This window comes from Pseudomonas sp. FSL R10-1339 (assembly GCF_009600545.1).
Classification (GTDB): domain Bacteria; phylum Pseudomonadota; class Gammaproteobacteria; order Pseudomonadales; family Pseudomonadaceae; genus Aquipseudomonas; species Aquipseudomonas bubulae.
Map to the genome: position 1 here is coordinate 40,053 of NZ_WIVQ01000014.1, position 12,657 is coordinate 52,709.

Genomic DNA, 12,657 nt, shown 5'->3' on the forward strand with positions numbered 1-12,657 from the left:
CTCAATCGTTTCTGCAGCGCCCAGGAAAATCGGACGTCAATGATCGCCAGAGGTTCCCCGGGTGGTGATCAGTCGCGGAAGTTGTTGAACTGCAGCGGCATGTCGAACGTCTTGGCACGCAACGCAGCGATGGCTTCCTGCAGGTCATCACGTTTTTTACCCGTGATACGCACTTGCTCGCCCTGAATGGCGGCCTGAACCTTGAGCTTGGCGTCCTTGACATGAGCGACGATCTTTTTCGCCAGCTCTTTATCAATACCTTCCTTGAGCACCGCTTCCTGCTTCATCAGTTTGCCCGAAGCGTAAGCGTCCTTGACCTCAAGGCACTGAACGTCGATCTTGCGCTTGACCAGTGCCAGCTTGAGGATCTCGATCATGGCTTCGAGCTGGAAGTCGGCTTCAGCGGTCAAGTTGACCGTCAAATCCTTTTCCTTGAACTCGAAAGTACCCTTGCCCTTGAGGTCATAACGACGATCCAGCTCCTTGACGGCGTTCTCGACGGCGTTGGTGACTTCGTGCTTGTCCAGTTCGGATACCACGTCGAACGACGGCATGTAATTCCTCCAATAATAAACGGCGCGCTCAACACTGATGGAGCACGCCTGACCTGACAGTTAAAATGCGCGGGCATTATAGCGGTTCTTCGACTTCATTCACTTGCGAGCTCACATGCCAGATTCGGCCATCCCCCAAAATCCCCCAAACGCACCGGCACGGGCTAGCACCACCTGGCACATTCTCGGTGCAGGCAGCATGGGGATGCTGTGGGCAACACGACTGGCACGCGCCGGCCTGCCCGTCACCCTCATTCTGCGCAACGACGACCGCCTGCAAGCCTATAAAGCCGTGCAAAAGTTGACCCTGATTGAAGGCGAAGATTCGCAACACTGGCCCATCAGCGCACAAACCCCTGAAACCGACGAGCCTATCCAGCGCTTGCTGGTCACCTGCAAGGCATACGACGCCGAGCAGGCGGTCAAGCAAATCGCCGGGCGCCTGAGCCCGGGTGCCGAACTGATCCTGTTGCAAAATGGCCTCGGCAGCCAGCAGGCCGTCGCTGCGCAGGTACCCCACGCGCGTTGCATCTTCGCCTCCAGCACTGAAGGCGCCTATCGCGATGGCGACTGGCGCGTAGTGTTTGCCGGGCGTGGCCATACCTGGCTGGGCGACCCACGTCATGGCCCTGCCCCTCAATGGCTGGAAGAGCTTCAACTCAGCGCCATTGCCAATGAATGGAGCCCGAATATTCTGAGCAGGTTGTGGCGCAAACTGGCACTAAACTGTGCGATTAACCCACTGACGGTGCTCCATGATTGCCGCAACGGCGGCTTGCAAGCCCATGATGCCGAAGTGAACACCCTGTGCGCCGAACTCAGCGCCTTGCTGGAACACTGCGGCCAGGCAGAAGCCGCCATCGACCTGGCCACCGAGGTGCACCGGGTCATCCAGGCGACAGCCAACAATTATTCATCGATGCACCAAGATGTCAGCCAGGGCCGGCGCACCGAAATCAGTTACTTGCTGGGCTACGCTTGCACTGCCGCCCGCAACCGATCGTTCGGCGTCCCCTGTCTGCAGGGTCTGCACCAACGCTTGAGCGAACACCTGCGCCAGCGCGGATTGCCCTGCAACTGAGGGCCGCGCTACCCTGCCCTTCTGTTCTTTTATCAAATGGCCATCTCATGCCCTTGCGCCAGCGCCTTGAAAACCTCCCGGTAGGCCAGAAGCTGCTGACCGCCCTGCTCGCCTTGCTGGCCACCGTATTGCTGGTGGCCAACTTGACGTTTATCAGCGTCGCGTACTGGATCTCCCACGAGAGCACGGCTCCGCAAGCCCTGCAAACCCTGGGCAAGCTGACCGCAAACCCCGACCTGATCACCCACGCACTGGACTCGCCGCAAAGCGCCAAAGCCCTGCTCAACGAGATCGGCAGCTACGCCCCCCTGCGTGCTGCCGCCATTTATGACAGCGCGGGCAACCTGCTGGGACAACTGCAACACGGCGAACACCTGCCACTTCCGGAGCACTATCGTCAACTTGAGGCCTGGAGCCTCACCGAACTGCGCAGCCATCAAATCACCCGCTTGCATAACGGCGACCAGCCCCCCGGGCATTTGTTGCTGATCGCCAGCAGCGAACTGCCAATGGCGTTCTATACCGGCACGCTAACGGCCAGCCTGGGCATTCTGATCATCAGCGCTTTGCTCTGGTTCGTGGTGGCGCGGCAGATCAAGCGCCTGATTACCCAGCCTATTCACCGCCTTGAAGAACTGTCCCGCCAGGTCACTCGCGAGGAGAACTACGCATTGCGCGCGGCGCCCGGCAACAACGACGAAATCGGTAGCCTGGCTGAGGCATTCAACACCATGCTGTCGCGCATTGAAGTACGCGATCAAGCGCTCAAACGCGCACGGGACGAGGCCCGCCAGGCGTACGATCAAGCGCAGTCGCTGGCCGAAGAAACCCGCAACACCAATCGCAAGCTGGAACTGGAAGTCCAGGTACGCAGCAAAATCGAGAAAAAACTTACCGGTTTTCAGAACTACCTCAACTGCATCATCGACTCCATGCCTTCGGCGCTGATTGCACTGGACGAACAGCTCTATGTCACCCAATGGAACCAGGAAGCCAGCGCCCTCTCCGGCACGCAGCTGGATGAAGCCCTGAACAAGCCCATCGAGCTGGCATTTGAACCTCTCAAGCCCTTCCTGCCGCAACTCAAAGACACCATTGAGCACCACCAGGTCGCAAAAATTGAACGCGTCACCTGGAATCAGGGCGAGGAAGCCCGCCACTATGCCCTGACCTTTTACCCCCTGATGGGCGGTGGTGGACGCGGCGTGGTGATCCGCATCGATGACATCACCCAGCGCCTGTCGCTGGAAGACATGATGGTGCAATCGGAAAAAATGCTTTCCGTAGGCGGGCTGGCTGCCGGCATGGCTCACGAAATCAACAATCCGCTGGGAGCGATCCTGCATAACGTACAGAACATTCGCAGGCGCCTGTCGAGCGAGTTGCCCAAGAACATCGAACAAGCCGAGCAGACCGGCATCGACCTGGAGGTGGTCAACCACTACCTGCAGGCCCGGGAAATCCCGCAACTACTGGATGGCATTCAACAGGCCGGTGCACGCGCGGCGAAAATTGTCACCCATATGCTCAGCTTCAGCCGCCGCAGCAACCGGCAGATGAGCCCCTGTGATCTGTCGGCCCTGATTGACCAGGCTCTGGACATCGCCAGCAATGATTTCGACCTGGCCATTGGTTTTGACTTTATGGGACAAGCCATCACTCGCCAGTTCGACCCGCAACTGGGACCGGTGCCCGGCATCCCCAACGAACTGGAGCAGGTGCTGCTCAATTTGCTGAAGAACGCCGCCCAGGCCATTCATCAACGTGCCGATCAGAGCGAGCCGGGACGCATAACCCTGCGCACCAGGCTCAACCCGCCCTGGGCGGAAATACAGGTCGAAGACAACGGTGCCGGTATGCCCGAGGCGGTGCGCAAACGAATTTTCGAGCCCTTCTTCACCACCAAGGAAGTTGGCCAGGGCACAGGGCTTGGCCTGTCCGTGTCGTACTTCATCATTACCAACAACCACAAGGGCCAAATGGAAGTGCACTCAACCCAGGGCCAAGGCACCTGTTTTACCCTGCGCCTGCCCTTGGCCGGCAACCAGCCGGCCTCCCCCGAACCAACCAACGTGGAAATGTAACCATGGGCTTTCGCTTATCGAAAATTTATACCCGCACCGGCGACAAGGGCGAAACAGGGCTTGGCGACGGTCGCCGTGTGCCCAAGGATCACCCGCGCATAGAAGCCATCGGCGAAGTCGATACGCTTAACAGCCAGGTCGGCCTGCTCCTGGCCGGGCTCATCGAGCACAGTGCCAGCCAGCCGGGGCTCAACGAGCTGATCGAGGTGCTTGAGCCGTGTCAGCACCGTTTGTTTGACCTGGGGGGTGAGTTGGCGATGCCGGAATATCAGGCACTTAACGCTGCCGAGATCGAACGGCTTGAAACTGCGATCGATCGCTGGAATGAGGAGCTGGGGCCACTGGAGAACTTCATTCTGCCCGGCGGCTCGAGCCTGATAGCCCAGGCCCATGTTTGCCGCAGCCTGGCACGTAGTGCCGAACGCCGCTGCCAGCAGCTCAATGCATTGGAGCCACTGGCAGGTGTGGGGCTGGCGTATATCAATCGCTTGTCTGACTTGCTGTTTGTCGCCGCGCGCCTGATTGCCAAGCGCCAGGGGGTTGCAGAGATCCTGTGGCAGGCGGCAGCCAAACCAAAGGCTTGATGTCGTTCATTTGTAGTCGCTCTACTCGTCAGCGACTACAGGAAAAACTGAATCTGTGGGAGCGAGCCTGCTCGCGAAGGTCGTTCGCGAGCAGGCTCGCTCCCACAACCAACAGAACGTGCATGCCGTCGCGGGACCCGCAACAGCCTCCGAATCACATCAAACCTGCGGCCAGAACGCCCGAATACCCGCCACGCCCTGGGCACCGATCTGCCACGCCTGCTGGCGATCATCCGGGCCGAGCCCACCCAGCAAAAATACCGGCCTGCTGAAATTGGCGATCAATTGCTGCGCCTGCTCCCAGCCCAGTGGCTGTGCATCAGGGTGGGTCTGCGTCGCCAGCACCGGCGACAGGGTCACGAAGTCCACATCCATCTGTTCAGCCAGCGCCAGCTCCTCGGCGTTATGGCATGAAGCTGCCAGCCAGCGGTCTTTTGGCAATGGCCGACCCTTGGCGGCGTACTTGCGCAATTGCGCGGCCGTCAGATGCCAGCCGGCCGAAGGAAAATCCCCCAACCACTCCAACGGCCCCTTGAGCATCAATTGCGCCTTGCCGGCACACAAGCCGGTCGCGTCCACCGCCAGGTCGCGGTACTTGGGGTCGTACCCATTGGGGGCACGCAACGAAATCAGCCTGATCCCGCCTGCAATCGCCTTCTGGATACCGCGCAACAGCTCAGGGGTCTCCAGCTCATCCGGTGTGATCAGGTACTGATCGGGCAAGCGGGCAGCGGCCACAATGGGCTGATTGGCGTCAGGGAACCTGTAGTCCACCAACTCGCGCTGACTGACCCAAGCCAGTGGCTGACCTTCTACGCCATGAGGTTCGCCGGAAAACGCCGAAACTTCCCATACATCCAGCAGAACCTGCTTATCCGGATAGTCATGCTGAACCTTGATCAGGGGCCGGGCCACCTCGACCGTAATGCCCAACTCTTCTTTCAGCTCGCGCGCCAGTGCAGCTTCGACCGATTCCCCGGCCTCGACCTTGCCGCCGGGAAATTCCCACAGACCGCCCTGATGCTGAGTGTCAGCGCGACGAGCGATCAGAATGCTGCCGTCTGTGCCTCGGATAACGGCCGCAGCCACATGAACTCGTTTCACCCTTGTACTTCCTCTAATCCGGCCTGTTGCCAGGCTTTGAACGCAGGCCATTGATAAATGGCGTCGATATACGCTTGATCTTCTGCTGACAGCTCCACGCGATAAGTGCGAAGGCGCACAGCCACCGGCGCGAAAAACGCATCAGCCACACTCAACCGCCCGAACAGGTACGGCCCGCGTTCGCTGGCCACAGCACGGCACTCTGCCCACAAGGCAATGATGCGCTCGATGTCGGCCTGAGCCTCGGCCGGCATGGGTACCAGCGCATGATCATGGCTCAAATCAAATGGCAGATTGCCCCGCAACGCAAAAAAGCCGCTGTGCATTTGTGCACAGGCCGATCGGGCCTGGGCCCGTGCCTTGATATCTGCAGGCCATAACTGGGCCGCAGGGAAACGCTCATTCAGATATTCGGCAATCGCCAGCGAGTCAGCGATGGTGCCATGTTCGGTCTTGAGCAACGGTACTTTACCCGCTGCCGAGTGTTGCAGAATCAGTGCCCGGGTATCCGGCTGACCCAGTTTTATCAGTGTCTCGGTGTAGGCAGCACCCGCCAGATCCAGCGCCAGTGCGCCACGCAGGGACCACGAAGAGTGCAACTTGTCGCCAATGATCAGGTGGAAGCTCATACACAGACACCTTGAGAATTAGGGGGTAAATCTGATGCCCTCAAGGCATCACGGTGCTGCCCGCGCAGGATCGGCTGACAACCCCGTGATGTCGAGACGACTTAGGTACGGTACTCGGCGTTGATTTTCACGTATTCGTGGGACAGGTCAGTGGTCCAGATAGTCTCGCTGCAGGTACCACGACCCAATTCGATGCGGATGGTGATTTCTTCGCGAGCCATCACTGCCGAGCCCTGCTCTTCGGTGTAAGTGGCCGAACGGGCGCCGCCGCTGGCAATGCACACTTCACCCAGGAACACGTCAATCTTGCTGACGTCCAGATCCGGCACGCCTGCGCGGCCCACTGCAGCCAGAATGCGGCCCCAGTTCGGGTCCGAGGCAAACAGCGCGGTCTTGATCAGCGGCGAGTGTGCAACGGTGTACCCCACGTCCAGGCACTCCTGGTGATTGGCGCCGCCATTTACTTCAACGGTGACAAACTTGGTCGCACCCTCACCGTCACGCACGATGGCCTGCGCCACCTCCATGCAGACTTCCAGCACCGCCCGTTTCAACGCGGCAAACAGCGGGCCGCTGGCTTCTGTAATTTCAGGCAGGGCAGCCTTGCCGGTGGCAATCAGCATGCAGCAGTCGTTGGTCGAAGTATCGCCATCGATAGTGATGCGGTTGAACGACTTGTTCGCACCGTCGAGCAGCAGGTTTTGCAACACGTCGCGGGCAACTTTGGCGTCGGTGGCGATGTAGCCCAGCATGGTGGCCATATTTGGACGAATCATGCCCGCACCCTTGCTGATACCGGTCACGGTGATGGTTACGCCTTCATGCTCGAACTGACGGCTGGCACCCTTTGGCAGGGTGTCGGTGGTCATGATGCCGGTTGCAGCCTCGGCCCAGTTGTTCTCGGACAAATCGTCCAGCGCGGCTTGCAATGCGCCTTCGATCTTCTCGACAGGCAGCGGCTCGCCGATCACCCCGGTGGAATACGGCAGCACGGCACTGGCATCAACGCCGGTCAGTTCAGCCAGCCTGGCGCAGGTCCGGGCTGCAGCGATCAGCCCCGGCTCACCGGTACCGGCGTTGGCATTGCCCGTGTTGGTCAGCAAATAGCGAACCGGGCCTTGCACACGTTGTTTGGCCAGAATCACAGGGGCCGCGCAAAACGCATTCAGGGTGAAAACACCCGCCACGCTGGAGCCTTCGGCGCAGCGCATAACCACCACGTCCTTGCGCCCTGCGCGCTTGATACCGGCAGAAGCGATACCCAGTTCAAAACCGGCCACCGGGTGCAAAACAGGCAAAGGACCAAGACCAACAGCCATGACGCGCTCCTAAAAAGTTCTGTGCGCCGCCGCAAAAGGACGGGAATTCAATGGTAAAACGCCGCGACGGCTAATGCCGGTCGCGGCGCAGGTGTTTCAGCAGGTGAAGCGGGCTTTAGTTGATTTGCCCGTGACAGTGCTTGTATTTCTTGCCCGAGCCGCAGTGGCACAGCTCGTTGCGACCCAGCTTCTGCTCGCTACGAACAGGCTCGGTTGCCGCCACAACATCTTCGACGTCAGCACCTTGCAGCACCTGGGCCATTGCCTCCGGCTGGTCAAGGCCCGGCGCTTCAGCATGCTGGAACTGCATGCGCGAAGCCAGGTCTTCAGCTTCCTGGCGCAGGCGCGCCTCCTCTTCGACCGGGTCTTCACGACGAACCTGTACGTGGGACAACACACGGATCGAGTCGCGTTTGATCGAATCAAGCAGCTCGGAGAACAGGTTGAACGACTCGCGCTTGTACTCCTGCTTCGGGTTCTTCTGCGCATAACCGCGCAAGTGGATACCGTGGCGCAGGTGGTCCATGGTCGACAGGTGGTCTTTCCACAGGTCATCCAGAACGCGCAGCACAATCTGCTTCTCGAACGTGCGCAGTGCTTCAGCACCGGCCTGCTCTTCTTTCTCGTTGTAAGCTGCAATCAATTCAGCCAGCAGCTTCTCACGCAGGGTTTCTTCGTACAGGTGATCATCTTCGTCGAGCCATTGCTGGATCGGCAGTTTCACCCCGAAGCCGCTTTCGATGGCCGCTTCCAGACCTTTGACGTCCCACTGTTCCGGCAACGATTGTGGCGGAATATGAGCGCTTACGGTGCTGTCCAGTACATCCTTGCGGAAGTCGGCGATGGTCTCACCGATGTTGTCGGCTGCCAGCAACGTGTTACGCATGTGATAAATCACTTTACGCTGTTCGTTGTTGACGTCATCGAACTCCAGCAATTGCTTGCGGATATCGAAGTTGCGACCTTCAACCTTGCGCTGGGCCTTCTCGATCGCGTTGGTCACCATGCGGTGCTCAATCGCTTCGCCGGACTGCATGCCCAGGGCCTTCATGAAGTTCTTCACCCGATCAGAGGCGAAGATACGCATCAGGCTGTCTTCCAGCGACAGGTAGAAACGGCTGGAACCGGTGTCACCCTGACGGCCGGCACGGCCACGCAGCTGGTTGTCGATACGGCGCGATTCGTGACGCTCGGAAGCGATCACATGCAGGCCACCCGACTCCAGCACCTGCTGGTGACGTTTTTGCCAGTCGGCCTTGATCTGCGCGATCTGCTCAGGTGTAGGGTTTTCCAGGGAAGCTACTTCCACTTCCCAGTTGCCGCCCAACAGGATGTCGGTACCACGACCGGCCATGTTGGTTGCAATGGTCAACGCGCCCGGACGACCGGCCTGTGCAATGATTTCTGCTTCTTTTTCGTGGAACTTGGCGTTCAGAACCTTGTGCTCGATGCCTTCCTTCTTCAGAAGGTTGGACATGTGCTCGGAGGTTTCGATGGTTGCCGTACCCACCAGCACCGGACGACCCTTGGCCATGCAGTCCTTGATGTCGGCCACGATTGCCGCGTACTTCTCGTCCGCAGTGAGAAACACCAGGTCGTTGTAGTCTTTACGCGCCAGCGGCTTGTTCGGCGGGATGACCATTACCGACAGACCGTAGATCTGGTGGAATTCAAACGCTTCGGTGTCTGCTGTACCGGTCATGCCCGACAGCTTGTTGTACAGGCGGAAGTAGTTCTGGAAGGTGGTCGAGGCCAGGGTCTGGCTCTCTGCCTGGATATTCAGGCCTTCCTTCGCTTCGATCGCCTGGTGCAGGCCTTCGGACAGACGACGACCCGGCATGGTACGCCCAGTGTGTTCGTCGACCAGCAATACCTGACCGTCTTCAACGATGTATTCAACGTTGCGATGGAACAGCTTGTGGGCGCGCAGTGCAGCGTACACGTGGGTCAACAGGCCCAGGTTGTGCGCCGAGTACAGGCTTTCGCCTTCGGCGAGCAGGCCGATCTGGGTCAGCATGTCTTCAACGAACTGGTGACCGGCTTCGTTCAGCTCAACCTGGCGGGTCTTTTCATCGATGGTGAAATGGCCAGCCTTGGTGACTTCGCCTTCCACTTCCTCGATGTGTTGCTCAAGGCGAGGGATCAGCTTGTTGATTTCAATGTACAGCTTGGAGCTGTCTTCAGCCTGACCGGAGATGATCAGCGGAGTACGGGCTTCATCGATAAGGATGGAGTCGACTTCGTCGATTACGGCGAAATTAAGCTCGCGCTGGAATTTTTCTTCCATGCTGAAAGCCATGTTGTCACGCAGGTAATCGAAACCGAACTCGTTGTTGGTGCCGTAAGTGATATCGGCAGCATAGGCTTCGCGCTTTTCCTGAGGTGGCTGGAACGGTGTCACGACACCGACCGTAAGGCCCAGGAACTCGTAGAGCGGGCGCATCCAGTTGGCATCCCGGCGAGCCAGGTAGTCGTTCACGGTTACCACGTGAACGCCCTTGCCCGACAATGCGTTGAGGTAAACGCCCAGGGTTGCTACCAAGGTCTTGCCTTCACCCGTACGCATTTCTGCGATCATGCCTTCATGCAAGGTCATGCCGCCGATCAGCTGTACATCGAAGTGACGCATGCCCATGACACGCTTGCCGGCTTCACGGCAGACCGCAAAGGCTTCTGGCAGCAGTTGGTCGAGGGTCTCACCTTTGGCTATGCGGGCCTTGAACTCTTCGGTCTTGGCGCGCAATTGCTCATCGGTCAGGGCAACCATCTGCTCTTCGAAGGAATTGACGACCTGTACTGTCTTGAGCATGCGTTTAACTTCGCGCTCGTTCTTGCTTCCAAAAAGTTTCTTTAACAAAGGCGCAAACATATCGGCAGGATCTTCCACACATAGGGATGGAGGGCGGCCCCGAGAGTCGCCCGAGCAGCCCTGATGGCCGCATGCGAACGAGCATTCTACCCGGAAACGGCGGTGAGGAAAGTGGCGTTATTCCACGATACTGGTACTGCGTTGTGAAGGGGCCTCCCTAAAATAAGGGCTTTTTGCTGAACTTCAACCCGTTTGCACAAGAAGTTACTCATTGATTTCATAAATAAATTCAGATTTACCTTAGCCCGGACCAGTGAGAGGCAGGCATCTGCTAAGATTGCAGCTCTGTTTTATCAGGTGTTTGAACATGGCATTTCGCCCACATCCAGCACGGGCACCCTCCGTCCTGCTCCGCGAGGCCAAGCCCCTAAAAGCTATTTTCGGCCATGCCAAGCGCCTGGCACACCTGCAACGCCTACTTGAAAGCCAGCTTCAGCCCGCCGCGAGGGAGCATTGTCACGTTGCCTCATGGCGTGAAGGGAGTTTGTTGCTGATCGTGACCGACGGCCATTGGGCCACTCGCCTGCGCTATCAGCAAAAGCGCCTGCTGCGCCAACTGCAGGCATTCGACGAGTTCGCCAGCCTGACCCGCATTTTGTTCAAGGTGCAGCCGCCCACGGTACAGGCCAAGGTCGCGGGGCATACGCTGGATTTGTCCGTCGATGCCGCCCAGACCATCCAGGCAACGGCCGATGGCATTACCGACCCGGCCTTGCGCGCGGCCCTTGAACGCCTGGCCAGCCACGCGCGGCCAAAACCCGACTGATCCTCCTGATCAAGCCCCATTGTGGGAGCGAGCCTGCTCGCTCCCACAGTTGCAGTCTTGTTATTTATTTGCGCTTGCTGTTACCCAGTAACGACCCCAACAGCCCGCGCACCAGCTGACGGCCCATCTGACCCGCCGCCTGACGCGCCATCGACTGCAAGGCCTTGCCTGCTGTCGTGCCCAAAAAGTCTCCCGCCTGATCAAGAAACCCCGGCTCGTGCTGTGCAGCCTGTGTCTGCGCCTGATCTTGCGGCGCCACGCCTTTGCGGGCCATGAGGATTTCATAAGCCGACTCTCGATCAACGGGCTTGTCATAACGCCCCTGCAGCGCTGAACGGCTGATCAATGCAGCCCTTTCGGCCTCCGTCAGCGGGCCTATACGCGATTGCGGTGGCGCAATCAGCACCCGCTGAACCATCGCCGGCGTGCCTTTTTCCTCAAGCATGCCCACCAGAGCCTCCCCCGTGCCCAGCTCCGTCAGTACGGCCAGCGCGCTGAATGCCGGATTGGGGCGAAAGCCGTCTGCCACAGCTTTCAGGGATTTCTGCTCTTTGGCCGTAAAGGCCCGCAGCCCGTGCTGGATACGCAACCCCAACTGTGCCAGCACCGTATCGGGCAAGTCCGCCGGTGATTGAGTGACGAAATACACCCCTACACCCTTGGAACGAATCAACCTGACCACTTGTTCCAGCCGGTCCTGCAATGCTTTTGGCGTACCGGCAAACAACAGATGCGCTTCGTCGAAAAACAGCGCCAGTAAGGGCTTGTCTGCATCGCCGCGCTCGGGCAACTGTTCGAAAAGCTCCGCCAGCAACCACAACAGGAACGTTGCGTAGACCTTGGGCGCTTCATGCACCAGGCGGCTGGCATCGAGCAGATGGATCTGCCCGCGCCCGTCGCTGGCGGGCTGCAAAATATCGTCGAGCTGCAGTGCCGGCTCACCAAACAGGGCTTCTGCACCCTGCTGCTCAAGGGTTGCCAGACGGCGCAACAACGCCTGGCTGGAGCCCGTGGTCATCAGGGCCGCGTCATCGCCAAGCACTTGTGGGTTGTCACGCAGGTGATTGAGCAGTGCCTTGAGGTCTTTAAGGTCAAGCAGCAACAACCCTTCCCGATCCGCCACCTTGAAGGCGGCATAGAGGGCCGACTGCTGGCTGTCGGTCAGCTCCAGCAGGCTGCCCAGCAGCAACGGCCCCATGTCACTCAGGGTCGTGCGCAATGGGTGACCCGTCTTGCCCTGGATATCCCACAAAGTAACCGGATAGGCCTTGGGCTGGTAATTGAGCCAGGGCATTCCCGCGATCCGTTCGGCAATCTTGCCCTGGGGATTGCCGGCCGCACCCAGGCCGCACAAGTCACCCTTGATGTCGGCGGCGAAGACGGCCACCCCGGCATCACTGAACTGTTCAGCCAGCCGCTGAAGCGTAACGGTTTTACCCGTGCCCGTGGCTCCCGCCACTAAACCGTGGCGATTGGCCAGGCGCAAGGACTGCGCGATGGGCTGAGCCGAAAGGTCAGCGCCGATTACTAGAGCAGAAGAGTCAGGCATTTTGCCACCTTTGATTAATCTTTAGCGATCGCGGGTCGATACACACTGAATGCTAGACCACATAAAACCGGATTTAGCGTGGTAAAGCGGCTTGATCAACAGCCAACTTGCCCTGTTC

10 protein-coding genes are annotated in these 12,657 nt (G+C 59.1%); 4 read left to right on the plus strand and 6 right to left on the minus strand.

Annotated elements, in window-relative coordinates; translation table 11 throughout:
* Positions 1 to 68 precede the first annotated feature (68 nt).
* The gene (locus tag GHO03_RS07025; protein WP_007906601.1) at positions 69 to 554 is read right to left on the minus strand and encodes a YajQ family cyclic di-GMP-binding protein; all 486 of its coding nucleotides are present in this window, start codon (positions 552 to 554) and stop codon (positions 69 to 71) included.
* 115 nt (positions 555 to 669) lie between these two features.
* On the opposite strand from GHO03_RS07025, the gene GHO03_RS07030 reads away from it, so the two are divergent.
* From GHO03_RS07030 to GHO03_RS07040, 3 genes are read left to right on the plus strand one after another with little or no spacing between them, the layout of a single operon-like run.
* Positions 670 to 1,635 (plus strand): putative 2-dehydropantoate 2-reductase, encoded by a 966-nt coding sequence (locus GHO03_RS07030; RefSeq protein ID WP_153399455.1) that lies wholly within the window; start codon positions 670 to 672, stop codon positions 1,633 to 1,635.
* Between the two features lie 47 nt (positions 1,636 to 1,682).
* Positions 1,683 to 3,719, plus strand: coding sequence for an ATP-binding protein (locus GHO03_RS07035; protein WP_095001785.1), 2,037 nt, complete (start codon positions 1,683 to 1,685; stop codon positions 3,717 to 3,719).
* Positions 3,720 to 3,721: 2 nt separating this feature from the next.
* Positions 3,722 to 4,303, plus strand: coding sequence for a cob(I)yrinic acid a,c-diamide adenosyltransferase (locus GHO03_RS07040; protein ID WP_095001786.1), 582 nt, complete (start codon positions 3,722 to 3,724; stop codon positions 4,301 to 4,303).
* A gap of 159 nt (positions 4,304 to 4,462) precedes the next feature.
* Here GHO03_RS07040 and GHO03_RS07045 read toward each other — a convergent pair whose 3' ends face one another.
* From GHO03_RS07045 to secA, 4 genes are all read right to left on the minus strand, one after another.
* Positions 4,463 to 5,407 carry a Nudix family hydrolase gene (locus GHO03_RS07045; protein WP_095021329.1) on the minus strand — a complete coding sequence of 315 codons (945 nt, stop codon included), beginning with the start codon at positions 5,405 to 5,407 and terminating at the stop codon, positions 4,463 to 4,465.
* On the minus strand, positions 5,404 to 6,036 hold the full coding sequence (locus GHO03_RS07050; protein ID WP_153399457.1) for a glutathione S-transferase: 633 nt from the start codon (positions 6,034 to 6,036) through the stop codon (positions 5,404 to 5,406). The genes GHO03_RS07045 and GHO03_RS07050 overlap by 4 nt, the downstream gene beginning before the upstream one ends.
* Before the next feature lie 101 nt (positions 6,037 to 6,137).
* Positions 6,138 to 7,355 carry a bifunctional glutamate N-acetyltransferase/amino-acid acetyltransferase ArgJ gene (gene argJ / locus GHO03_RS07055; protein WP_153399459.1) on the minus strand — a complete coding sequence of 406 codons (1,218 nt, stop codon included), beginning with the start codon at positions 7,353 to 7,355 and terminating at the stop codon, positions 6,138 to 6,140.
* 115 nt (positions 7,356 to 7,470) lie between these two features.
* Positions 7,471 to 10,224 carry a preprotein translocase subunit SecA gene (secA, locus tag GHO03_RS07060; protein ID WP_095001790.1) on the minus strand — a complete coding sequence of 918 codons (2,754 nt, stop codon included), beginning with the start codon at positions 10,222 to 10,224 and terminating at the stop codon, positions 7,471 to 7,473.
* Between the two features lie 307 nt (positions 10,225 to 10,531).
* On the opposite strand from secA, the gene GHO03_RS07065 reads away from it, so the two are divergent.
* Positions 10,532 to 10,990, plus strand: a complete 459-nt coding sequence (locus GHO03_RS07065; RefSeq protein WP_095001791.1) for a DUF721 domain-containing protein — start codon at positions 10,532 to 10,534, stop codon at positions 10,988 to 10,990.
* A 64-nt stretch (positions 10,991 to 11,054) separates the two neighbouring features.
* Here GHO03_RS07065 and GHO03_RS07070 read toward each other — a convergent pair whose 3' ends face one another.
* Positions 11,055 to 12,539, minus strand: a complete 1,485-nt coding sequence (locus tag GHO03_RS07070; RefSeq protein WP_095022951.1) for a helicase HerA-like domain-containing protein — start codon at positions 12,537 to 12,539, stop codon at positions 11,055 to 11,057.
* Between the last annotated feature and the right edge of the window lie 118 nt (positions 12,540 to 12,657).

Bases quoted from the DNA above. Each gene is read 5' to 3' on its own strand.
- GHO03_RS07040 (WP_095001786.1), top strand. From the start codon at position 3,722: ATGGGCTTTCGCTTATCGAAAATTTATACCCGCACCGGCGACAAGGGC.
- GHO03_RS07050 (WP_153399457.1), bottom strand. From the start codon at position 6,036: ATGAGCTTCCACCTGATCATTGGCGACAAGTTGCACTCTTCGTGGTCC.
- secA (WP_095001790.1), bottom strand. From the start codon at position 10,224: ATGTTTGCGCCTTTGTTAAAGAAACTTTTTGGAAGCAAGAACGAGCGC.
- GHO03_RS07025 (WP_007906601.1), bottom strand. From the start codon at position 554: ATGCCGTCGTTCGACGTGGTATCCGAACTGGACAAGCACGAAGTCACC.
- GHO03_RS07070 (WP_095022951.1), bottom strand. From the start codon at position 12,539: ATGCCTGACTCTTCTGCTCTAGTAATCGGCGCTGACCTTTCGGCTCAG.
- GHO03_RS07035 (WP_095001785.1), top strand. From the start codon at position 1,683: ATGCCCTTGCGCCAGCGCCTTGAAAACCTCCCGGTAGGCCAGAAGCTG.
- argJ (WP_153399459.1), bottom strand. From the start codon at position 7,355: ATGGCTGTTGGTCTTGGTCCTTTGCCTGTTTTGCACCCGGTGGCCGGT.
- GHO03_RS07030 (WP_153399455.1), top strand. From the start codon at position 670: ATGCCAGATTCGGCCATCCCCCAAAATCCCCCAAACGCACCGGCACGG.
- GHO03_RS07065 (WP_095001791.1), top strand. From the start codon at position 10,532: ATGGCATTTCGCCCACATCCAGCACGGGCACCCTCCGTCCTGCTCCGC.